General features: G+C 42.2%; 13 protein-coding genes, 1 tRNA gene and 3 rRNA genes. 11 read left to right on the forward strand and 6 right to left on the reverse strand.

Going from position 1 to position 24,161, the window contains the following annotated elements; genetic code table 11:
* Positions 1-127 precede the first annotated feature (127 nt).
* From purD to AOB57_RS01950, 3 genes are all read left to right on the forward strand, one after another.
* On the forward strand, positions 128-1,429 hold the full coding sequence (gene purD, locus AOB57_RS01940; protein ID WP_054298042.1) for a phosphoribosylamine--glycine ligase: 1,302 nt from the start codon (positions 128-130) through the stop codon (positions 1,427-1,429).
* A gap of 171 nt (positions 1,430-1,600) precedes the next feature.
* On the forward strand, positions 1,601-2,509 hold the full coding sequence (gene argF / locus AOB57_RS01945; protein WP_054298041.1) for an ornithine carbamoyltransferase: 909 nt from the start codon (positions 1,601-1,603) through the stop codon (positions 2,507-2,509).
* A gap of 234 nt (positions 2,510-2,743) precedes the next feature.
* Positions 2,744-2,828: transfer RNA gene (locus AOB57_RS01950), tRNA-Leu, on the forward strand.
* 8 nt (positions 2,829-2,836) lie between these two features.
* Here AOB57_RS01950 and AOB57_RS01955 read toward each other — a convergent pair.
* The gene (locus tag AOB57_RS01955; protein WP_319592655.1) at positions 2,837-3,358 is read right to left on the reverse strand and encodes a PKD domain-containing protein; all 522 of its coding nucleotides are present in this window, start codon (positions 3,356-3,358) and stop codon (positions 2,837-2,839) included.
* 3 nt (positions 3,359-3,361) lie between these two features.
* Positions 3,362-5,812: a PKD domain-containing protein gene (locus AOB57_RS01960; RefSeq protein WP_226999596.1), complete on the reverse strand. Its 2,451-nt coding sequence runs from the start codon at positions 5,810-5,812 to the stop codon at positions 3,362-3,364.
* 518 nt (positions 5,813-6,330) lie between these two features.
* On the opposite strand from AOB57_RS01960, the gene AOB57_RS01965 reads away from it, so the two are divergent.
* The 5 genes from AOB57_RS01965 (at position 6,331) to AOB57_RS01985 (ending at position 12,488) form a co-directional block, all read left to right on the forward strand.
* Positions 6,331-7,317 (forward strand): AAA family ATPase, encoded by a 987-nt coding sequence (locus tag AOB57_RS01965; protein WP_054298038.1) that lies wholly within the window; start codon positions 6,331-6,333, stop codon positions 7,315-7,317.
* Positions 7,318-7,380: 63 nt separating this feature from the next.
* Entirely contained in the window at positions 7,381-8,256 is an 876-nt protein-coding gene (locus AOB57_RS01970; RefSeq protein WP_054298037.1) for a DUF58 domain-containing protein, read from the forward strand.
* 4 nt (positions 8,257-8,260) lie between these two features.
* On the forward strand, positions 8,261-9,211 hold the full coding sequence (locus tag AOB57_RS01975; protein ID WP_054298036.1) for a vWA domain-containing protein: 951 nt from the start codon (positions 8,261-8,263) through the stop codon (positions 9,209-9,211).
* Positions 9,208-10,782: a hypothetical protein gene (locus AOB57_RS01980; RefSeq protein ID WP_054298035.1), complete on the forward strand. Its 1,575-nt coding sequence runs from the start codon at positions 9,208-9,210 to the stop codon at positions 10,780-10,782. The genes AOB57_RS01975 and AOB57_RS01980 overlap by 4 nt, the downstream gene beginning before the upstream one ends.
* Positions 10,783-11,687: 905 nt before the next feature.
* Positions 11,688-12,488: a CPBP family intramembrane glutamic endopeptidase gene (locus tag AOB57_RS01985; RefSeq protein ID WP_054298033.1), complete on the forward strand. Its 801-nt coding sequence runs from the start codon at positions 11,688-11,690 to the stop codon at positions 12,486-12,488.
* A 312-nt stretch (positions 12,489-12,800) separates the two neighbouring features.
* Here AOB57_RS01985 and rrf read toward each other — a convergent pair.
* The 3 genes from rrf to AOB57_RS02000 all read right to left on the reverse strand — a co-directional run bounded on the left by rrf (position 12,801) and on the right by AOB57_RS02000 (position 17,621).
* A 5S ribosomal RNA gene (gene rrf / locus AOB57_RS01990) occupies positions 12,801-12,922 on the reverse strand.
* Positions 12,923-13,022: 100 nt separating this feature from the next.
* A 23S ribosomal RNA gene (locus AOB57_RS01995) occupies positions 13,023-15,931 on the reverse strand.
* A 212-nt stretch (positions 15,932-16,143) separates the two neighbouring features.
* Positions 16,144-17,621, reverse strand: a 16S ribosomal RNA gene (locus tag AOB57_RS02000).
* The 16S, 23S and 5S rRNA genes sit together here, the layout of an rRNA operon.
* A gap of 1,345 nt (positions 17,622-18,966) precedes the next feature.
* Here AOB57_RS02000 and mtaC point away from each other — a divergent pair.
* Together mtaC and mtaB are read left to right on the forward strand one after the other, a co-directional pair.
* The gene (gene mtaC / locus AOB57_RS02005; protein ID WP_054299961.1) at positions 18,967-19,749 is read left to right on the forward strand and encodes a methanol--corrinoid protein MtaC; all 783 of its coding nucleotides are present in this window, start codon (positions 18,967-18,969) and stop codon (positions 19,747-19,749) included.
* 13 nt (positions 19,750-19,762) lie between these two features.
* A complete protein-coding gene (gene mtaB / locus AOB57_RS02010; RefSeq protein ID WP_054299962.1) occupies positions 19,763-21,148 on the forward strand; it encodes a methanol--corrinoid protein co-methyltransferase MtaB in 1,386 nt (461 codons plus the stop codon).
* Positions 21,149-21,443: 295 nt separating this feature from the next.
* Here the strand turns inward: mtaB and mtaA are convergent, their stop codons facing one another.
* Positions 21,444-22,463: a methylcobamide:CoM methyltransferase MtaA gene (mtaA, locus tag AOB57_RS02015; RefSeq protein ID WP_054299963.1), complete on the reverse strand. Its 1,020-nt coding sequence runs from the start codon at positions 22,461-22,463 to the stop codon at positions 21,444-21,446.
* 539 nt (positions 22,464-23,002) lie between these two features.
* Between mtaA and AOB57_RS02020 the strand changes: the two genes are divergently transcribed.
* On the forward strand, positions 23,003-23,533 hold the full coding sequence (locus AOB57_RS02020; protein ID WP_082384327.1) for an O-acetyl-ADP-ribose deacetylase: 531 nt from the start codon (positions 23,003-23,005) through the stop codon (positions 23,531-23,533).
* The last annotated feature ends 628 nt before the right edge of the window (positions 23,534-24,161 follow it).

Raw genomic sequence — 24,161 nt, forward strand, 5'->3', positions numbered from 1 at the left:
GGCTCTTAAAGTAATGTTGAAAGGTTTTGAGGACTGAAAATTCATTACCTTTTCTTATCTCATCATTAGTACACATTGAAATTAAACCTGAATAGAACAAAGTAATTTTTAAACCAGGAGAATAAAGATGAAAATTTTGCTTATCGGTGGAGGCGGAAGGGAACATGCAATCGCCGAAGGAATCAAGAAAAGCAAGCATAAACCCTCCCTTTATGCGTTAATGGCGAAAAAAAATCCCGGAATTGCCGCTCTTTGTGAGGATTTTCTCCTTGAGAAGGAAACTGAAATTGAGAAAGTCGTTGAGTATGCAAAAGCCAGAAATATCGAAATGGCTTTCATAGGCCCTGAAGCCCCCCTTGCAGCAGGAGCTGCAGATGCCCTCTGGGAAGCCGGAATTCCGGTTGTAGGGCCTAAAAAAGCCTGTGCAATTATAGAATTTGACAAGGCTTGGGCAAGAAATTTCATGAAAAAATACGGAATTGAAGGCTGCCCTGCCTATGAGGTTTTCACAGAAGAAAAACCTGCGCATGCTTTCATAGAAAAACTTGGCGATGTGGCAGTTAAACCCTCAGGCCTGACAGGGGGCAAAGGTGTAAAAGTCATGGGAGATCAGCTTCCTGATCTTAAAGCTGCTAAAGCCTATACAAGCGAGCTTCTTGAGAAGGGGCCTGTAGTCATCGAGGAGCGTTTTATAGGAGAGGAATTCACACTTCAAGCCTTTGTGGACGGAAAGAGCCTTGTTTTCTTCCCTGCCGTGCAGGACCATAAAAGAGCCTATGAAGGAGATGTCGGGCCCAATACAGGCGGCATGGGTTCATATAACGACGCCGGGGAGATCCTGCCTTTTATGCTTCCTGACGACCTTGAAAAAGCAAAGAAGATCATGAAGGACACCGTGAAGGCACTTTATGAGGAGACAGGAACCGGGTATCAGGGCGTGCTCTATGGACAGTTCATCCTTACAGCCAGCGGCCCCAAGGTCGTGGAATTCAATGCACGATTCGGTGACCCCGAAGCCATGAATGTAATTCCCCTGATTGAGACCGATTTCGTGGAGATTATGTCTGCAGTGGTTAAAGGTACCCTTGGAGATTTGCCTGTAAGCTTCAGTAAAAAAGCAACTGTGTGTAAATATGCAGTTCCTGCCGGTTATCCTGATAAGCCTGAGAAGGACAGCGAGGTAACTGTAGGAGATATAGGGGAAGCTTCCATCTATTATGCCAGCGTCTATGAAAAAGAAGGAAAAGTTTATACAACCACTTCCCGCGCAATTGCAGTAGTCGGGATTGCAGAGACTATAGCTGCAGCCGAAAAGATCGCCCAGAATGCCCTTGAAAACCTCCATGGAAGGCTATTTTTCCGGAGAGACATTGGAACTGCTGCCCTTATCCAGAAGAGAATTGACCATATGAAAGAACTCAGGGGCTGACCGCTAGAAACAAGGCAAATTGCCTGAAAATACATTAGTTGCATGAAAAATCCTGCAAACGTACAATGTGCAAATGTACTGTTCAATTGTATAAAGTTTAAGTTCAGCCAGAATGAAGTAAATTTAGCTAGAATGGAGTAGCTTTGCTAGAATAATGTCGGGGTTGAAGCGATGAAGAAGGATGTACTTTCAATAACTGACCTGACCAGAGAGGAGATCTATGAGCTCCTCGAATCGGCCGCAGACCTGAAAGCAAAACGCAAGGCAGGAGAACCTACAGAGTTCCTGAAGAACAAAAGCCTCGGGATGATTTTTGAGAAATCTTCCACAAGAACCAGGGTGTCTTTTGAGGTTGCAATGACTGATTTTGGGGGACATGCCCTATACCTTAACTCCAGGGATATCCAGATAGGAAGAGGAGAGACTATTGAGGATACTGCCAGGATCCTATCAGGCTACCTTCATGGAATTATGGCTAGAGTTATGAAGCACAAAACTGTAGAGAAGTTAGCCGAATACTCAACAATACCCGTCATCAACGCGCTTTCGGACCGGGAACACCCCTGCCAGATTCTGGGCGATTTCATGACAATAATGGAATACAAAAAGAAATTCGAAGGCCTGAAGTTCGCCTGGGTGGGAGACGGAAACAATGTCTGCAACTCTGCCCTGCTCGGTTCGGCTATTATGGGAATGGAATTTGCTGTAGCCTGCCCGAAGGGATATGAGCCAAAAGCCGAGTTCCTTGAGAAAGCAAAAACCCTCGGAGGAAAGTTCACAATTACAGATGACCCGAAAATTGCTGCAAAAGACGCAGATATTATCTATACGGATGTCTGGGTCTCAATGGGTGACGAAGCCGAACAGGAGAAGCGCCTGAAGGACTTTGCCAGATTCCAGGTCAACACCGAACTCCTTGGAGTCGCAAAACCGGATGTAATAGTTATGCACTGCCTCCCAGCCAGGCGCGGGCTTGAGATTACGGATGATGTTATGGACGGCCCAAACTCCGTAATTTTTGATGAAGCCGAAAACCGCCTGCATGCACAGAAAGCCCTTATTCTAAAATTGATGAGATGAAAATTTCATCAATTCCAACCTTTTTATATAATTTATAGATATGAAAAGGTTTTCCGGCTCCTGCTTTTTGAGTATAAGCTTAAAAAGTCAAGTTTAAAACTGACTAAACTCGGCACACGGAAAAAAGAATTATTAAAAAAGTTCTGACAAATTTCGCCCTCCGAACAGGCTTTCAAGGAAAAAGTATAAGAACAAAGAGCACTACTATTGCTGCTGCAACATAAGCTATATCGTGCGAGGGTTGCCCAGCCAGGTCAAAGGCGCTAGATTCAGGGTCTAGTCTCGTAGGAGTTCGTGCGTTCGAATCGCACCCCTCGCATTAATTTTTTACACTAACTTTGGATTTTGCATTTTTACCTTTTTTATAAAGAAGTACTGAAAGCTAACCATACGCAACACAGGTGCATTCTTTGAGAAATCAAACTTTACAGGCTTTCCGCCTGTAATAAATGCCTGCGAAAGTTCCCTGACCTGGACATTCCTTGCAGGTTCAGAAGAAACCCCGCCGATGCCACCACTTTTGTGACTGCTTCCACTGCTTCCACTGCTTCCACTGCTTCCACCAAAGTTTCTACCGCTGCTTCCACCGCTGGAGTTGCTTTTTGTCAGTACATTTATTGTAGCAAGTTTTGAATTTGTACCGTTCTCATTGTTTATTGTCAGATTAACAGTATAATTTCCTTGATTTGCGAACTCATAAACTGGATTCATTTTTGCAGAGTCAGTAATTCCATCATTACTGAAATCCCAGCTCCTTGACACTATATTTTCCGATAGGTCTATAAACTGGACAGCTAGAGGAGCATAACCGCTGATAACGCTGGCGATAAAATATGCAACAGGGAATATTGGTTATGCTTGGAGAGAACCTATGAACTGCCCAAAGGAATTAGGACTACGTCCTACATTCATAGTTGCTGTAACCTTGTTTGTTGATGTGTCAATTACAGATATAGTGTTGCTAAGACCATTAGTCACATATACACTCTTTCCATCCGGTGTAACAGCAACTCCACTCGGACTATTTCCTACAGGAATTGTGGCTGTAACTTTGTTTTTTGTTGCGTCAATTACAGATATAGTACCGCCCAAAAAATTAGTCACATATACACTCTTTCCATCCGGTGTGACAGCGACTTCAGAAGGGAATTCCCCTGCAGGTACTGTGGCTGTAACCTTGTTTTTTACTGCATCAATTACATAGATATATCCGTTATTGCTTCCTTCATCGCACGCCACATATACCCTTTTCCCGTCAGGACTTATTGCAACTCCACGAGGATTGTTTCCTACAGGAATTGTAGCTATAACAGTGTTTGTTGCTGTGTCAATTACCAAGACAGTTTTGTCATCGTTAGTCACATACACCTTTTTCCCGTCCAGTGTAACAGCAACTCCAAAAGGAACTACGCCTACAAGTACTGTGGCTTCAACCTCGTTGGTAGCCGTGTCTATAATTAAAATCGTATTGTTGCTGGGATTTCCCACATCGGAATGTGGAACACATACTTTTTTCCCATCCGGACTTATTGAAACTCCATGAGGAGCATCTCCTACAGGAATTGTGGCTGTAACTTTATTTTTTGTTGCGTCAATTACAGATATAGTATCATCAAAAAAGTTAGTCACATATACCTTTTTTCCATCCGGTGTGACCGCAACTCCCCTGGGAGAGTTTCCTACCGGAATTATGGCTGTAACGTTGTTAGTAGCCGTGTCAATTACTGATACAGTATTGTCGCCGGAGTTCGCAATATAAGCATATGGACCTACCCCGACTGGCTGCATTACTGTTATTGTAGTTAACCTTGAATCTGTACCGTTTTCATTGCTTGCTGTCAGGTTAACTGAATAGATTCCTGGATCTGTGTATTCATGAACTGGATTCCTTTGTGTAGAATTATTTCCATCTCCAAAATCCCAACACCATCCAGTTGCATTTTGTGAAAGGTCAGTAAACTGAATTGAAAGAGGAGGATAACCATGGGTAACGTTGATACTGAAGTTTGCAACTGGAAATGGATTAGTAACTACAATGTAATTTGGCTTCATTACTTTACTATTACCTGCGTCATTTCCTACAGTCAGACTGATTGTATAATTCCCTGGTTTTGTAAATGTGTGGGTTGCACTCATAGCATGTTTTGAGTAAATCTCGTCCCCAAAATCCCAAATCCAGGAAGTCGGTACTCCGCCAGTGCTGGTATCGGTGAATAACACTACTAGAGGTGCAGCTCCATAGGTTGTGTTTGCAGTAAATTCAGCTACAGGTGGTAAGGTGTTTGTGACAGAAAGATCACAGATATAGATGCCAGTATCATTAACTGTACCATATTTACTGTCTATTCCCCATACAATCGTATTATTGTAAATATCAGGTGTTGTGTAAGTTCCCTCTGGATAGATATAAACTGGAGTGCTTTTTGCAGAAGGAATGTCATAAACATATACACCCGCATAACCAAACTGGTCATCGCCAGTTTTTGAGTATACAATTTTGTCCCCATTTATATCAAAATGAGCACCGGTATCACAGCCAGTCTCAAGACCCTCGAACCCATTCAAGGTATTAACTGTATGGTCACTTGTAACCTTTGTTGCTTTTTTAGTAACAACGTCGTACATTTCAATATATCCACTTCCTATGTAATTGTCTATCCAAATTACTTTATTGCCATACATATGTGGAATTTGAATAGAACCTGAATACGGGCTTACTGTTATGGTTTTCTTGGTAGTTATATCATACAAAAAGATGTCTCTCATACTTCTACCTTCGGCTGAGTAAACTATTTTTGTGCCGTATATATCCAATGAATATCCTTCTCCTTCTGCTATCCATGTTTGTGTTGAATTAGAGATATCCCTCATATATATGCTGTGATTATGAGTTGATTCATTGTAATCCGCACTCCAGACTATTCTTCTGCCGTAAATAGCAGGTTTACTATATTGGTCTACATTCTGTATGATGTAAGTTTTTGCAGCTGTAGATATATCGTATACAGCAAGCCTTGGTGTCCCGCTGCTATTATCGTGCCACACTATTTTGTTTCCATAGATAGCTGGATGAGATGCTGCAGAAGAGTCAACTGCAGTGTCTGTTCTGGCGGTCAGGTCATAAACGTGAATAACACCATTATCTGTCCATACTACTTTGTTCCCATGAATAGCAGGATCAGTCCCATTGCCAATTTTTGTCACCTGCGCCGCTGATGCTACGGTTGAAAATAAAATTGAAAACAGAAAAAATAAGATTATTGAAGCTAAAGCTCCCGAGTATGATCTTTTGTTAATATTCACTAGTCCACTCCCCATTTATTTAAAAAACGTTAATTCCCAAGTCATAAATTCATCAATATTTAATTATTTAATTTTATATTCAGTATATATGAATACAAAAGAATCTAAGATCATTTATTAAGAGGAAGCATTCTGGAAAATCAAGGCTGAATTAATATCAAAATGCTCAGGAACAAAAACTTACAGGATGTCTTAAGAATTAATATCTACATGGGAGTTACATGTAGAAAGTTCCGAAATCGCTAAAACTCCTTTTGCGTGAAAGAGTAAAGATTACAAGGCTATAAATGAGCTTACCTCTTTCATTGATGTGTAATTTTTATTGAAGCTATTTTAGGACTTAACATTTTGTTTGGATTCTGTACCTGCGTATTGAAAAAATCGAATAAACTTTATTAAGTTGAAATACATATTTTGCGTCCGCAGTGTCCAACTCCTCACGAAAGACCTAGGCAAAAGAATTGAAGACACTGGAATATTAATGCAGGTGTGAATAAAATTAATGCAGGTGTGAGTAAATGGACGAAAATATTCAGAAGCTCAATGAAAGAGCGAGCTACTATTCTGAGCAGCTCTCAAAACTAAGAGCCGAAATTAAAAATAGAATAATCGGACAAAACGATATTATAGACAACATGCTTATAGCATTAATTTCCCAGGGTCATATTCTGCTTGAAGGGGTCCCTGGACTTGCAAAGACCCTCATGTCCAAGACAATGGCAGAATGCCTTGATTGTGATTTTATTAGACTTCAATTCACGCCGGATCTTTTACCGGCAGATATAACCGGTACCAAAGTATACAACCACAACGAAACTTCCTTTTCCACACTTAAAGGTCCGATCTTTGCTAACTTTATCCTTGCTGACGAAATAAATCGTGCCCCTCCAAAAGTCCAGTCAGCGCTTTTAGAAGCAATGCAGGAAAGACAGGTAAGTATACAGGGAGAAACCTTCAAACTCGAGCGCCCTTTCTTTGTAATGGCAACACAGAATCCTATAGAGTCAGAAGGTACCTATAAGCTTCCTGAAGCACAGGTAGACAGGTTCATGTTCAAGCTCATTATCGATTATCCCACGAAGGACGATGAAATTGAGATCATTGAGAGGTTTACCCAGGATATAAGACCACATATATCGAAAGTACTCACATCCAGACAAATTATTGAAATCCAGGACTTCAATCCCCTGATATATGCTGACAGAAAGATCAAAGACTATGTAGCGCGGATTGTGGATGCAACGAGACACCCGCAGGCTTATGATGTTGATGTAGAGGGATACATTGAGTACGGAGCCTCTCCACGTGCATCCTTATGGCTTATACTTGCTGCAAAAGCGCATGCAATGCTTGATGGAAGAGGATATGTGGTTCCTGAGGACATAAAAGCTGTTGCATACAACGTGCTTCGACATCGTATACTTCTTAACTACGAAGCTGAAGTTGAAGAGGTCACCAGCGACCAGATAATTACACAGATACTGAACAAAGTAAAAGTTCCCTAATAGACCAGGTTAAGATTTTCACTGGTAAAGAAGTATGCAAATCATAGTAGGGTTGTGTGCTATATGCAGCGTGCAAAAGAAGTAATTAAGCAGGTAAAGCGCATAGAGATTAGCACAAAAAAACAGGTCGAGGGACTGATCACTGGAAATTATCACTCTGTGTTCAAGGGCCAGGGTATTGACTTTTCTGAAATAAGAGAATACAGGGCTGGTGATGATGTCCGTGCAATTGACTGGAAGGTTACTGCGAGATTCAATCATCCATTCATTAAAGAATTTATTGAAGAAAGAAACCTGAATGTCTATTTTGCTATAGATATGTCGGCTTCTGGAAGTTTCGGAAGTAACATCACAAAGAAACAAAAAGCAATAGATATCGCAGCAAGCTTGATGTTTGCAGCCATTGAAAACAATGATAATGTCGGACTATTCATTTTTACAGAAAAAATTGAGAAGTATATTCCAGCCAGAAAAGGCAAGAGACATATTCTTAAATTACTCAGCACATTGATTTCCTATGAGCCTGTAACAAAAAAGACAGACATCATGAACAGTATGGAGGCTATTGCCACGCTGCTCAAAAGAAGAAGTCTCATCTTTGTAATCTCAGATTTTTATTCTGATGACTTCTCACAGCCTCTTAAAGTAATGAGAAAGAGACACGATGTCGTAGCGTTAAGAGTAACTGACAAACGTGAACAAGAACTTCCTGATATTGGGCTTATCGAACTTGAAGACGAGGAAACAGGCGAGCAGCTTCTTGTCGATACTTCCAACGAAGATTTCAGGATACGCTATAAAGAGCTTGTCAAGGAACATGATGAATCATTAAAAAGACTGTTCAGAAAAATGAAGATCGATATGGTTGACTTTGTTACAGATGAGCCATATGAAATCGTACTGAAGAAATTCTTCAGAGATAGAAAAGTAAGGAGATAAGATAATGGCAGGTTTTGGCTCCCCTCATATTCTTATATTCTTACTGATAATTCCACTTATTTATTATTTGCATAAAAAGGTCAGAATCCAGAAGAAGAACGAAGCAATAATATTCAGCAATCTTGCCTTTATTAAATCCGCGTTGGGTGACACTAAAAAGTCAAAACGGGATATACATCTTTTTTATTTATCATTACTAGCCATCGGTCTCATGATAATAGGTTTTGCAAACCCTCACATTCCCCTGGAACAGACCAAAGAAGGAGTAAATGTTGTATTGGTAATGGATGTTTCAGGAAGTATGCAGGCAGAAGATTACACCCCATCAAGACTGGAAGCCGCAAAATCATCTGCAGAGATACTGATTGATTCCCTTAAAAGTAAAGATTATGTGGGAATTGTCACTTTTGAATCTGGGGCTACTACTGCAGCTTACCTAAGTCCTGATAAAGAAAAAGTAATCGAAAAACTTCATAATGTCGCACAGAAAGAAGGCAGCACTGCTATAGGGGATGGACTTAGTCTTGGGATTGATATGGCTTCGTCCATTCCAAACATGAAAAAAATAATTATTTTAATAAGTGATGGTGTGAACAATGCTGGTTATATTAGCCCTGATGAAGCGATCCAGTATGCGAAAGCTAACGGCATTCAGGTTTATACTATCGGCATGGGTTCAAACAGTCAGGTATTACTTGGATATGACTGGTTTGGTAACCCTCAGTATGCAGAACTTGATGAAACTACATTGCAAACCATTGCAAAGAGTACTGGAGGAAAATACTTCAAATCCGTCGATGATAAAACGTTAGATGAAATTTACAGGAACATCGGCGAGAATATAAAAAGAGAAAAAGAAGAAACGAACATCAAAGATTGGTTCTTCTTTGCAGCGTTTCTGACATTACTTATCCAGATGTATTATAGATACGGAAAAGGAAGAATACTACAATGATAAGAAAAGCCATTGCCATTTTTTCACTTTTCTTGTTACTGGTACCTATAGCTTATGGCGAGGAGAACGTAATATTTTCAGTTCCTCAGAAGGATTATTATTTCCTTGTAGGAGAACAAGCTTATATTCCTCTCAATATCACTAATTTATACAATAAAGATATAAACGGCATCCTTGGATACACGATCACACAGGAAATTAAGAGTGGACCAGTTCACTTTTCAAGTTCAAATACCAAATCTACGAGCTTTCAGATAAGTAAAGGTAATTCCACAATTAACCTTGGGTTTGGGAGTAGCGATAAGCCTGAGAACTTAAGTGTATCGCTAATTTTCAATTACGATGATAAAGGAAGCAAAATTGTCAGCATAGAGGACATTAACATACATTTTGTTGAAAATGAATCTGATAAACAAAATAAAGCCAATCCGATTCAAAGTTCTTCACAGGAAGCATCCGCTACACAGCAAGTAACGGATCCATTTACACAACAAGAACAGCGTATAGCACAGCAAGAACAGCAAATACAGCAAATAATGCAACAGATGATAAATCAGCAGTATGTAGTGCAAACTCCCCAGCAGGTTTCGCAAAATAATCCGCCGAATCAGGATACTTCATCACTGAAAGAGGAGATGCAAAAACAGGTACAACAACAGCAACAAATGCAGCAGCAGTTCCAGCAGCAAATTGCAACTAATCAGGACTTCCAGAAGGCAAATCAGGAATTATCTGGTCTTGGATACAATTTGACTTCTCTCAGTGTTAATCCATCATCAAATAACACAGGAACTTTCACGGTTAGCTATGAGAAACAAAATGGTGATAAGGCAAGCATTCAGGGAGAAATGAGTAATGGTAAAATGAAGAGCCTTCAGATTGATACGGCAGAAGACAGACAAAAACTGAGGGACTTGCTTTCTCAGAGCAACGACTTTAATAAGTATCTTAGACAATTGCAAGATGATGGCTTTAAAGAAGTCAATTCAACTTTCTCACGCGAGAATAACACTACAGCTCTTCAGATACAATACGAGAATTCCAGAAATGAAACAGCTCAGATAAATGCCAGATTTGTAAACGGCAATGTTGAACATGTTGAGCTTGTAAGAGAGCAGGAAAGGAATCTTTACCCTGTATATTTTATGGGAGTTCTTATACCTCTTCTTCTTGGTTATATTATATACAACAAGTTTTCAGGTAAAAAGGAGCAGAGAAAATTAGTTAGAGAGAATATACCACTTCAGGAAAAAAACTTTGACTACAGGGAAGAAGCAGGAAAACTTGTGGAAAAAGCAATATCACTCTATGAAGAAAAACAGTTCAAGGATGCTTATGGAACTGCTGCACAGGCTCTGCGGTTGTATCTGAGCTATAAATATGGCTTAAAGAGAGAAGTTACAAACTCCGAACTGATAAATTACCTGAAAAATGAAGGTGTAGAATATGTGAAATTTGATAGATGCTTACAATTGACCAGTCTCGTTGAGTTTGCAAAACATATGCCTGATGATGATGATTTTGAAGAAATAATTAAAACTATTAAGAATGCTATGAAGGACGGAAAATAATTATAGCGGTCTCAATTACATAAACTGCACCGCCATTCTCTCAGTTTGTTGCATATACCTTTTTCCGTCCGGGCTTACTGCAACTCCCCGGACACTATCTTTTCTAACTGTTTTTGTTAATATTGTGTCTGCAGTTTCTACTTTTGTTAATACTGTGTCTGCAACTGTGTCAATTATCGGTGATGGATGTTGTTTCTGTTAATATTAAAAAGACAATTACTCTACTAGCAATCGGTCTCGAAATACATATGTTCTTTTTACAGTCAGAATTCAAGAGAGAGTCAAAAAAATACTTTTTAAGTCGCCCTTATAACGCCCTTATTACATAGAGTCTCAAGGTTCCTGTGCCTATTGTAATAGCTTTTTTTCTCAATATTTCTTTAAAACTGAATTAATCGAAAAAAGTTAAACTTTCACTCAATTGTGTGGTTCACGAAAAATTGAATGTCGTAGACCATGTATAATGCTCACAACAAAAAGAACACCTGCAATGATTAGGAAGCCACGAAAGCCAAAAAAGGCATATAGCGCTCCAAAAACAATATAAAATATACCAGAAAGAATGATCAGAGCTAACCAGTATGAATAATACTTATTATCCATAACTAGTAATTGAGCAAACATTAATAAATAGTTTATTATGTATGCGTTGGAACAATCTTCTTTGATGAGATTTGCTCCTTTGAACTCTTGCATTTCTATGAATTCTCTAATTCAATTATACAAAACACAAATTAAACGTTTTTTATCAAATAATAAGAATTATAAAAACATATGCTAAAGACCATAATGACCCCGAAAGGGATGAAACAAAATCGACATCTTGATTCTCGTTCATGCAGTACAGCGCAAAAAGCTTCTTATCCAGTCAAAACCAGGTCAAACCGCCCAGGAGACTGAGAATCATGAGTACCGACAAATTAGCTAAAAGATCACCTTTAAAGTTCTTTCTATTAACCTTTGCTCTTGCCACTCCCTTCTGGTTAATTGGCTCTATGGTTAAGAGGGGACTTCCAGTTCCGATGAATCTTCCTGTAAGTGCGCTTTCATTCGTTAGTCCTTTGATTGCGGCTTTGATCCTTACCTATAGAAAAAGTAAACTCTTTGGAATAGAACAATTATTTAAGAGAATATTTGATTATAAAAAAATCAAGCCAAAACTCTGGTACCTGCCCATTATTTTCCTGTTGCCTGCCATATATTCGCTATCGTATGGGATCATGCGCCTCCAGGACAGGCCACTTCCGGAACCACAAATTCCATTTCTGACAATACCGATCCTTTTTATCGGGTTCCTTATTACCGCTGTATGTGAAGAACTGGGCTGGATGGGATATGCTGCTGATTCTATGCGATGTCGATGGAGTGCATTGACGACCGGGATTGTTCTTGGGCTGGTGTGGGGATTATTACATGTTGTACCCGATATCCAGGCTCATCATGATCTGGCATGGATAGTATGGCAACGCGGTGTCTATTCGGTTGCGTTTCGTATCCTGATTGTATGGATTTATAATAATACCAGAAATAGCATATTTGCAGCGGTCCTCTTTCATGACATGGACAATGTCAGCTGGTCTTTATTCCCGAATAATGGTTCACATTATGACCCAGCTATTACCGGACTGCTCACTGCAATCACAGCTGTAATCGTAATATTCCTATGGGGTTCAAAAACACTGGCAAGGTACAGGTACGCTTCTTAAGTTTTCAAGCTCAAAATTGAAGCGTCAATTCCTGAGATCATTATCTCACAAATTGGACCGACTCTAATATATGCGTTTTATACATTTCTTGAAAAACGGAGCCCCTATATGCAATACATTGTAAAAGATAACACCCTGGCTAGAGAGCAAGTTCAAAGTATTATACAAAACAGGCAACATACAATCAGTAACAAAGAGTAACAAAATCGGCATCAGGAAAATCAACATCAAAAAAGAAAGAAATCAGTATCAGAGAGCACTAAAAAGGCAATTAAAAAACCATTTTTAGAAAAGATTAGAATGATAGGGTGAGCATGGCAGCGATCCAGAGTTCCCGAAGGCTCGCGCACTTCAGTACAGTCAGGAACGCGGGCAGGCTTATCTGCTGTGTTCGGGATGGGTACAGGAGTGACCCTGCCGCTATGGCCGCCACACTCTCCTATAAATGGGATTGAGGAAATTTGTCTATAGCCAAAGACAAACTAATGATTAAGTCATGTATGGTGCTGCAGACTGGATTTCGCCTGAACCGGATTAGGAAAGGAACGGATGGTTAGTAAACGCGGACTGAACACCTCGTTGCCTTGGTGCTTACATCCCGTTTCTATCAAACCGGTCTTTTACCGGAATCCTTAATGAGGTCTCGTTTTAGGTCAGATTTCGAGCTTAGATGCATTCAGCTCTTATTCCTTAGCGCGTAGCTGCCCGGCAATGCCCTGTCGAACAACCGGTACACCAGTGGCGCCGCTGCTTGGTTCCTCTCGTACTAAAAGCAGCTTACCCGCAGACCTCAGACACCTCTAGTAGATAGTAACCGACCTGTCTCACGACGGTCTAAACCCAGCTCACGATCTCCTTTAATAGGCGAACAACCTCACCCTTGGCCGATGCTGCACGGCCAGGATGGAAAGAACCGACATCGAGGTAGCAAGCTGCCGGGTCGATATGTACTCTTGCCGGCAACGACTCAATTATCCCCGGGGTAACTTTTCTGTCATTTTTGGCCCCCACCAAGGAGGCACAAAAGTTCGCTAGAACCGACTTTCGTCTCGTCATCCACTACTGTGCTGAATAACGTCAGGCTGACTTATGCTCTTGCACTCTTCAGTGAGTTTCCGACCCACTTGAGTCAACCATTGCGCGCCCTTGATATCTTTTCAAGGGCGTCCCGCCCCAGGCAAACTGCCCACCTATCGGGGTCCTCTTCTCAGAGTTAGGGTCGCGGTCCCAGAAGGGTAGTGTCCCATTGATGGCTCCACGGATGCTGGCGCAACCGCTTCGACGCCTCCTACCTACTCTGTACATCCAGAACCACAACCCAGCGACAGGCTGCAGTAAAGCTCCACGGGGTCTTCACTTCCCCCTAGAGGTCTCTAGACTGTGCACTAGAATGTAAGCTTCACCGGATTCCAGTTAGGGACAGTAGGGCTCTCATTGATCCATTCATGCAAGTCGCCAATTAAGCGACAAGGTACTACGCTACCTTAAGAGGGTCATAGTTACCCCCGCTGTTTACAGGCCCTTCTTCCCGTTGAACCGGGGTTTCAGGTACCTGCACTGAGCAGGATTCAGAGATTGTACTAGCCTTTACAGGTTTGCAATCTCCTATGTTGGTATTAGACAGTTGGAGCCCCCTGGTCACTGCGACCTGCTGTCTTCACAGCAGGCACTCCTTCTCCCGAAGTTACGGAGCTAATTTGCCGAATTCCCTTAACTGAATTACTCCGACACGCCTTGGCCTTTTCAGCCAGGGGCACCTGTGTCAGTTCTCGGTACGGACATTTAGCGGCCTTTTCACGGGTCCCTGGGTGTAACCGACTTTAGCCATAACAGATTCACCCGCTTCTCGCCATTACGGCTCTCCACGGGTTTCGCTGCTTAGACGGAGCGACGACTCCGCTCGGCCTGCCCTGAGACGTCAGACATGAGTGCTAAATGGTACAGGAATATTAACCTGTTTCCCTTTTGGCGTACTCGAGTTACGGTACGTCTTAGGACCGACTAACCCTCGGCTGACGAACATTGCCGAGGAAACCTGGCCCCTTCGGCGGAAGGGATTCTCACCCTTCTATGCTGCTACTATTACCAGGATTTTCGTTTGCGAACGGTCCACAGGACTTCACAGCCCTGCTTCTGTCCGAACGCAACGCCTTCCTACAAGATTACCTTGCGGTACTCCGTGGTATCGGTGGTCGACTTGAGCCCCGTCAATTTTCGGGGCCCCAAACCTCGACTGGTGAGCTGTTACGCACTCTTTGAAGGATAGCTGCTTCTAAGCTAACCTTCCAGCTGTCTTGGGCTTGGGACGCCCTTTAGTGTTAACACTTAGTCGACACTTGGGGACCTTAACCACGGGCTGGGTTGTCTCCCTTACGGACTACAAGCTTACCCCAGCAGTCCGGACTCCGACTTTCTCAGACGACGGTGGGTTTGGAGTTTGACAAGCGGGCGAGGGGTTTCCCCCCCGGAACCGCCAATCAGTGCTCTACTCCACAGACGATCTCCAGTCAGGTCATGCTGCGACATGTTTCGGAAGGAACCAGCTGATGCCGGGTTAGATTAGCATTTCACTACGAGACGCAGGTCACGCGAATGATTTGCAGATCAACACCGCTTGCGGTCCTCCACGTAGCTTTCGCCACGCTTCAACCTGCCCACGCCTAGATCACCCGGCTTCGGGTCGTGTCCCGGTGACTCCACGCACTTGTATACGTCGTGCCTCGCTCAGAAGAGTTGCGCACATGTTGCTTTCGCTTCGGCTGCCCAAATATAAGGTTAGCCATTGCCACCAAGACACACTCCCTGGCCCGTTCTTCAAAACGTAAGATACGACACTGGCAGTGATACTCGTACAGCACCCTCGCGAGTGTTTCCTTCGTACCAAAGATCCTTTCATGCCGTATCGTTCCATCACTATCAGGTTTCAGGCACTTTGCACCTCCCTTCTCGGGGTACTTTTCAGCGTTCGGTCACCCTACTATTTCGCTATCGGTCTCAAGTAGTATTTAGTTTTGGAGGTTGGTGCCCCCCAGATTCCCGCGCGATATCCAACGCACGGTACTCAGGGACATGTTCCGGTCTTTTGGTTTACACATACGTGACTGTCACACTCTATGGTCTGCCGTTTCAGGCAAGTTCTGTTTAGCCGCCAGACGTTTGAACAGCCCTTCAACACCACATTTCCCCTAAGGGGATTCGGTTTGAACTGTGCCGGTTTCACTCGCCGTTACTTACGGCATCTCGTTTGATTTCTTTTCCTGCTCCTACTGAGATGTTTCAATTCGGAGCGTTCCCGATCATTACTGATCACTATGGAGAGGTCCCATTCGGAGATCCCGGGTTCATTGGCTCCTTGCGCCTACCCCGGGCTTATCGCAGCTTGGCACGTCCTTCATCAGCTCTTGAGCCGAGCCATCCACCTGATAGCATATTTCCTGTATATCCTAACCAGGTCCAGTAAGCGTCCAGTATACAGCACCTATACATGACTTCATGTACCTGCGTGTCAACACAGGCAATCCGTCCTTCCCCGGAAATTTACTTCCCGAGTGCATTTGATGAGTTTGATGATGATTAGCTATTGAATAGCTAACCTTAATGGTTTGAGGATTTTGTTTCGGTTTATCGGCATCTGGGTGGTGGGTTTTTTATGCTTAGGAGGTGATCCAGCCGCAGATTCCCCTACGGCTACCTTGTTACGACTTAACCCCCCTTGCAAAGCACAGGTTCGAACACGACACAGAGTTCGTGCCCTCACCCATACCTCACTCGGGTGGTTTGACGGGCGGTGTGTGCAAGGAGCAGGGACGTATTCACCGCGCTATATTGAAACGCGATTACTACGGATTCCAGCTTCACGAGGGCGAGTTACAGCCCTCGATCCGAACTACGGATGGGTTTGGGAGATTACCAGCCCTTTTCAGGGTAGGGACCCATTGTCCCATTCATTGTAGCCCGCGTGTAGCCCGGGAAATTCGGGGCATACTGACCTACCGTGGCCCGCACCTTCCTCCGATTTAACATCGGCGGTCCCCACAGAGTACCCATCGTCCCGGAGGACATGCTGGTAACAGTGGGCACGGGTCTCGCTCGTTGCCTGACTTAACAGGATGCTTCACAGTACGAACTGGCGACGGCCATGCACCTCCTCTCAGCGATTCAGGCAAGGTCTTCAGCCTGGCCTACATATTGCTGTCGTCCCCGGTGAGTTGTCCGGCGTTGAGTCCAATTAAACCGCAGGCTCCACCCGTTGTTGTGCTCCCCCGCCAATTCCTTTAAGTTTCAGCCTTGCGGCCGTACTTCCCAGGTGGCTCGCTTCACGGCTTCCCTGCGGCACCAGACACGGTCGCGCCATGCCTGACACCTAGCGAGCATCGTTTACGGCTGGGACTACCCGGGTATCTAATCCGGTTCGTGCCCCCAGCTTTCGTCCCTCACCGTCGAACCCGTTCTGGTAAGACGCCTTCGCCACAGGTGGTCTCACAGGGATTACAAGATTTCACTCCTACCCCTGTAGTACCTCTTACCTCTCCCGGTTCCAAGCCTGGCAGTATCCCCCGAAAGCCTAATGGTTGAGCCATCAGATTTCCCGGAGGACTGACCAAACCGGCTACGGACCCTTTAGACCCAATAATCACGATCACCACTCGGGCCGCCGGTGTTACCGCGGCGGCTGGCACCGGTCTTGCCCGGCCCTTGCTAACAGATGTATTTTACACATCTGGACAGCCAGCATATGATGCTGGCACTCGGTGTCCCCTTATCACGGTTTCCCGCATTGTAAAGTTTTCGCGCCTGCTGCGCCCCGTAGGGCCTGGATTCATGTCTCAGAATCCATCTCCGGGCTCTTGCTCTCACAACCCGTACCCGTTGTAGGCTAGTAGGTACATTACACCCACTACTACCTGATAGGCCGCAGACCCATCCTTGGGCAGACGAATCCATTTTACGCATAAAGCATTCCAGCATATATGCGTTATCCGGTATTATCCCCAGTTTCCCGGGGTTATCCCAGACCCAAGGGCAGGTTATCCACGTGTTACTGAGCAGTACGCCATGTTCACGAAGAACATATGACTCGCATGGCTTAGGCGAACACCGATAGCAGTAACCTCTGGCAGGATCAACCAGAATTGTTAATGTATCGCACACTTAAAATTAAAGGTCTTGGTCGCAGAAACTTGCACTAACAACTATCAATTCAGTTATTTCAGTTTCGCGATGATTCGTTTTATGAAAAACTCTCACCGCCCAGAATTAACCGAACCGACAAAATCCTCGTCAGACAGGAAATAACTCCTGACTCCATTAAAAGATGAAAGAGATATGTGATTTAACCCACGTAATCATCTTGCGCAGGATCATATACAAGACATTTCTTGTATATAAAGATTTGGATTATTCCTCTCAACACAATCGTGCTGTAAGAGGATATATACAAGACATTTCCTGTATATAAATATTTGTATTATTCCTCATTGCGTTTTGAGTTATGAGGAATTCATACAAGATGTTTCTTGTATATAAAGCTTCGTTTTGCTCTACTCAACACATTTGATTTGTGTGAGGATCAGATACAAGGTCAATCTAATATATAAAGCTTTTTCATCCGTTATTTCTACAGATTCTGGACAAAAGGAAAATTTGTTTGAATTTATAGAGATATTATCGTTACGATTTTTTAGGATCGTAAGAAAGTCGAATATTCGTAAATTTGTCTTCTGTGAGGAAACCTACAAGGCAAATCTTATATAAATCTCTTTGTAGAGAGAACATTTAGCTATAGACCATACAGCAAATGTATGCATTTACAAAAACTATAGATTTTAATACCCTCTGATTAATCCAAATCAGGGGATTTCCTAGACGCACCACTTGCATATATATATATTTCGGGAGACCATTTCCAGTATCCATTAAGCCAAAAGAAAATGAGCAATCTAAAATCTGTCACTATTGAATTAGAATTTGTTATATTGAACTACAATTAATAAAACAACTAACTTTACGCCTGTTAAATATTTTTTTCTACCTTTAGATTCTCCGGCTGTTCCTTATTTTGCTGAAAACTTGAAAAATATATTTTTTTAGAGGTAGTCGAAACGTTAAGAACTCTGTATATTATTTAATTGGATATACGTTAGAAAAAGTTCAGTAAAGGCGATGACATTGAGGATAATAAAGCCTCCTAATGACAAAAATAGTAATTGTAACTCAGTATTAGAACGTTAAACTTGCTCAGTGAGTTTTATATATATAGGATTCCAATTAAATTAAGGGGAGTTAAGAGTCCCTTTAATAAATTGGGAAGAATTTGGGGTTTTATACCTGTTTAGATCACATTTAGTTATCTCTATGAAAAAGCCAGATATTTACATGTCTAAATAACAGTAAGATCTATTTCAGGGAGAGCTTTAGCCTTTAACCCGACTCTGATTCCTATAGATAATCAGGGATTGTTTGCTCCTCAAATGCCAAAATGGAGGTTAAATATTTGATAGAAATAGATCCCAGTAGTATTCTGGTTCGTTACAATGTAAAAATGGAAAAGGAAATGACACCGGAAGAAGCTGCAGAAGAACTTTACCCAAAGGATTCAATGATTTACCCGATTGCAAAAGCTATCTTTGAAGGCGAAGAAGATGATGTCGTTGAGGGACTGCAAAAAGCCATCGACTCTGGGAAAGATCCAATCTCTCTTATTAATGATGCATTGATGGTTGGGATGGGAGTAGTCTCCAGGCTTTACGATGAGGGAGTCATTTTCCTGCCAAATGTTATGATGTCTGCTGATGCCATGTTGGAAGGTATCGAATACGTCAAGGAGAAAGCAGGAAAAGCACCTGAAACCAAAGGAAAAGTTGTCTGCCACGTTGCAGAAGGTGATGTCCACGATATTGGAAAGAATATTGTGGCCGCACTATTGAGAGCAGCTGGCTATGATGTAGTAGATCTTGGGAGAGATGTCCCTGTAGATGAAGTAGTAGCAGCTGTTGAAAAAGAGAAGCCAATAATGCTCACAGGTACTGCTCTCATGACCACGACCATGTATGCATTCAAGGAAGTTAATGACAAACTTCTGGAGAAAGGCTACAGGATTCCTTTTGCATGCGGCGGCGGGGCTGTGAACCAGGACTTCGTGTCTCAGTATGAACTTGGAGTATATGGTGAAGAAGCAGCCGATGCTCCCAAGATAGCCAATTTCATCAAGGAGCATGGGGACAACATTGTAAAACTGAGGGAGGAATTCCATAAGCACTGAGGAGGTGTGGTAGATGGCAGTAACAAGATGTACTAAAATGGCTTATTCAAGCGCAGATGAGATGGTTTTCGGAAGATCTGTCACGCCCGTCAAAACCGGATTGGGACTTGAGATCGGCGCCGGTTATACAATTCCCGAAGTGAACTATGCCCCAAGACCTGAAGCCGGAGTATCCAAAGAAAAACTAATAAAAGAATATGAAAGGATCACCACCGACATTATGGCAAGGATGGTACAAATCGGAGCTCCCGCTGTGGTACTTGAAACCGAACACGTTCAGCAGATGTCAAACAACCCTGACTGGGGAGCAGAAATTGCACATGCCCAGAAAACTATCATGGAAGATTACCATGACGAGTACGGCATAAAGTGCGCACTCCGCCATACCATTGGTGATATTCGTGAGAGCAGGGATTTCCTCGATCTCAGAGGAGACAAGTACAGCGTCTTTATGGAGGCATTTGAACAGTGTGCCCAGAATGGAGCTGACATGCTCGCGGTTGAGTCAATGGGTGGGAAAGAAGTCTTTGACCATGCAATTCTCAGGAATGATATGGCCGGAGTACTTTATGGTATAGGCGTGCTCGGTAGCATGGATATGGAAATGATATGGCAGGACATTGCATCTGTTGCAAAGAAAAACAATGTAATAGCATCCGGTGATACTGACTGTGCCCAGGCAAACACGGCAATGTACATTGCAGGCGGGTTATTGGATAAGAACCTCGCTCACACACTTGCAATTATTGCAAGGGCAATTTCTGCCGCCAGATCCCTCGTTGCTTATGAAGCAGGTGCAGTAGGACCCGGAAAGGACTGCGGTTATGAAAATACCATTTGTAAAGCTATTGCAGGTGTCCCGATTTCTCAGGAAGGTAAAACTTCAACCTGTGCCCACTCTGACCTCATGGGTAACCTCACTATGCAGTGCTGTGACCTCTGGTCCAATGAATCCGTTGAATATCACGGCGAATTCGGCGGTACAACTGTCCAGTGCTGGTCCGAGACCCTTGCTTATGACTGCGCACTCATGAATGTAGCCCTGGAGTCGGGCAACGAAAAAATCCTGAGAGACATGTTTGTGGCTTCCGACCTGAACAGAGATGCACAGGGCTATGTACTCGCATACCCGAACGCCTACAGAATCGGAGAGGCAATTGCAAGAAACGGAGATGATATTTATCTCCGCGCCAAGAACGCAGCTATCGAATGTATCAATATCATTGAGGAAGGAGCGAAGAAAAAACTTGAGCTCTCCAGATTCGAAGCCAAAGCCCTTTCAGATGCAAAAGATGCATTTGAGAGTCTTACTGATGATAAGGACCAGTTCATGAGTGATTGCCTTACAAAGTATAAACAGGAAGTTAAAGTATTTAAGCCGGAGAATTACGGCCTCTAATCAAGGCAACTTCTCCCTTTCCCTTTTTTAAAAACACGGAGGTGCATTTTCCTTTTTTGAGAATACAGAGTACGGAGTGCAGACTTTAATTTTCCTGATAAATTCATTTGATTCATATAAAACTTTTTTTATGATTTATATAAAGCTTTTTTATATTTGTATATTTTTATATTTGTATACAAAAAATATATAAAAATTGTATAGAAAATTAAAACAGTAATAAAAAATAATTAATAAAGTTGGCAAAAAAGTAATTGGTAAAAAAGTAATTAGATCAGTTTTACTTTGCGGGTCTTCAGGCATAATACTCGTTTCTTGCCTCGACCATAGCCTTAATGTGAGAAAGCGGGGTCATAGGTGCGATTCCACATCCTGGAGCCAGTACATCTACACCCTCGGCAATAGCCTTTTTCGACTCCTCTTTTATTTTTTCAATCGGACCCGGAAGAAGAACAAAAGGACTGGAGATATTTCCTACTAGCCTTGCCCTGTTCCCGAGCACTTCCTTAGCCTTCTTTATACTGCCGACTTTTTCTTCAACGCTCAAGCCTTCGAAACCACAGTCAGCCATATAATCAAGGATAGGGGTAACATTTCCACAGACATGCAGGACTGTAACCGAGTTTACTTCTGAGGAAAATCTCTGTAGCCTTGATTGAAGTTCATTTTTAAAGGAATCCGGACTCATAAGGTCAGGAGATGCTACAGGATCAGCAACAGAGATAATATCTGCTCCTGCAAGAACCATAGAATTCGCATAAGCTATCGTTGCATCGGTTGCAAAATCGAGTACCTGTCGTAGCAGATCGGGTTTTTTAATAGACCATTTCATAAAGGATTTTACACTCGCCAGATCGGAAGCAAGGGTAATAGGACCTTCCAGACCACCTATAATGGGTACATCCGGTCCAACTCTTTCTCTTATTATTTTTATTGAATCCAGTACAGCCCGGATTCTGCCCATATCAAGCAGATTCTCAGGCATCTTCATGTCTTCCAGATCTTTAGTATAGGGATGCGCAGTAACGGAAGGCTGCCTGCTAACTGTGCCCATGTTCACCTCGCAGCCCATGGCTTCGGCAAGTACGGTCAGACAGTAAGGAACTCTTACAGCTTCAAGCCCGCTAAGCTCGTAGTTTGCGATTGCCAGCTTTGCCATTTTATCAGGGTCAGAATGAGCTTCCGGCCAGGGAGCTCCTACTTCATCCATTAGTTCAACAATCCCGGTCTGGGTTACAGAACAGACCGGCACTTTGTCAACTTCTTTCCCTTCCAGTGCATTTAAAAGTCTCTCCCTAAGTGTCATGTCAGCCATAATTGTCTCCCCATATTAAATTTCAATTTGAAAATTTCTGGCGTCTTTATTTCCAGCGTTGCTTACTTTTGGCACTGCCAAGCTTTAAGATCGGCAGTAATGTAGATTTGGAGCCTCTTTGAAGCATATCAAAATTTTCGGAGTTACCGTCACAGGCAAATAACCGCCTTCGGAAAACCGAAATCCCATACCCAGTTTGATTAATATAATCTGTGTTTTATGCTATATGATTGTTTGGGAATGCACAATCTAAAATATTGAAGTGAAAGAGAAAATGCACAATCTAAGATATTGAAGTGAAAGAGAAAATGCACAATCTAAAATATTGAGATGAAAGAGAAGATTGAACGAATAGAACCAAAATGACAAAGCAAGAACAGATAATGTAGATATAAGGCAAGAGGGTAAGTAAGAAACAGCGTGAAAATAGCAGAAACAGAATATACAGACAACATAGGTATACAATACATTAGGAAAAATTTTAATGAAGAATATAAAAAGCGAATAGATATAAAGAAACCAAAGCAAAAGGATGGAGTATATTGCATATTTCGGACAGGATAAGAATAATCGAGGGAGACATTGTAAAAATGGAAGTTGATGCAATTGTAAATGCTGCAAACCCGACTCTCCTTGGAGGTGGAGGGGTCGATGGCGCTATCCATAGAGCTGCAGGGCCCGGATTGCTGGAAGAATGTAAAGGTTTAAGAGGTTGTGCTGCAGGAGAGGCAAAAATTACAAAGGGTTATCTCTTGCCTGCAAAATGGGTGATACATACTGTGGGTCCTGTATGGCAGGGGGGTCAGAAAGGAGAGGACAATCTGCTGGCTTCCTGTTATAGAAAAAGTCTTGAGCTTGCCAGAGAATATGACGTAAGAACCATTGCCTTTCCAGCTATAAGTACAGGAGCATACAATTTCCCTTCAGAAAGGGCTGCAAGAATTGCAGTCTCCGAAATAAGAAAGTTTATTCAAGAAAACCAATTACCTGAAAAGGTCTTCCTTATTTGCTTCAATAAAGAAACATGTAGGCATCTTAAGGCAGCATTGTCAGAAAGTTTTGTGGCTTAATCAAGTTTAAAAATCCTGCATTTAGCCTTTCATATATTATTTTTATATATTTTTTGTGATAATACTGCGAAGTCGTAGTATGGACACTTTAAAAGCATTTTAAAAATATTACCGAAAATTATTCATCATGTTCGATATCAAGGATCGTTTATATACAATGTTAGGAGATTAAATTCTGGATAAATAATAATAGTAATAAGTTTCGGAAAAAATGTTAATGAGCATAAATCCTGCTCTGGAATACATCATTAACTTTAACGGTTAATACAAAGGAATTGTCTCCAAGATACCTTTGAGAAAAACGTTTTGAGTTGGATATAAAGAGGAAAAATACAGAAGTAATTTAGCACGCTGCAGATTTATATTATCCACTACAGGTCACATATCTAAAAAAGGGAACAATAAGAAGTAAGATCAGTACAAAGTAACAATAACCACAGTTATTACGAGGTCACTTTTATGGCGAGATAAGGAAAAAGCTCACAAAAAATCTTAAACCGGATAAAGGGGAAATATTATTAAAGCCCCGTGAAAAAACCTGTAATTACATTCAGACTGGTTTGAACTTGAAAGAAAATGAAAGAAAATTTTATGAAAACGTTTAGGAATAAACGGCAGTATAAGCAAA

The sequence above is a fragment of the Methanosarcina flavescens genome, assembly GCF_001304615.2.
Taxonomy (GTDB): domain Archaea; phylum Halobacteriota; class Methanosarcinia; order Methanosarcinales; family Methanosarcinaceae; genus Methanosarcina; species Methanosarcina flavescens.

Excerpts from the sequence above, each read along its gene's own strand:
- purD (WP_054298042.1), top strand. The coding sequence starts at position 128 with ATGAAAATTTTGCTTATCGGTGGAGGCGGAAGGGAACATGCAATCGCC.
- argF (WP_054298041.1), top strand. The coding sequence starts at position 1,601 with ATGAAGAAGGATGTACTTTCAATAACTGACCTGACCAGAGAGGAGATC.
- AOB57_RS01965 (WP_054298038.1), top strand. The coding sequence starts at position 6,331 with ATGGACGAAAATATTCAGAAGCTCAATGAAAGAGCGAGCTACTATTCT.
- AOB57_RS01970 (WP_054298037.1), top strand. The coding sequence starts at position 7,381 with ATGCAGCGTGCAAAAGAAGTAATTAAGCAGGTAAAGCGCATAGAGATT.
- AOB57_RS01975 (WP_054298036.1), top strand. The coding sequence starts at position 8,261 with ATGGCAGGTTTTGGCTCCCCTCATATTCTTATATTCTTACTGATAATT.
- AOB57_RS01980 (WP_054298035.1), top strand. The coding sequence starts at position 9,208 with ATGATAAGAAAAGCCATTGCCATTTTTTCACTTTTCTTGTTACTGGTA.
- AOB57_RS01985 (WP_054298033.1), top strand. The coding sequence starts at position 11,688 with ATGAGTACCGACAAATTAGCTAAAAGATCACCTTTAAAGTTCTTTCTA.
- mtaC (WP_054299961.1), top strand. The coding sequence starts at position 18,967 with ATGGAGGTTAAATATTTGATAGAAATAGATCCCAGTAGTATTCTGGTT.
- mtaB (WP_054299962.1), top strand. The coding sequence starts at position 19,763 with ATGGCAGTAACAAGATGTACTAAAATGGCTTATTCAAGCGCAGATGAG.
- mtaA (WP_054299963.1), bottom strand. The coding sequence starts at position 22,463 with ATGGCTGACATGACACTTAGGGAGAGACTTTTAAATGCACTGGAAGGG.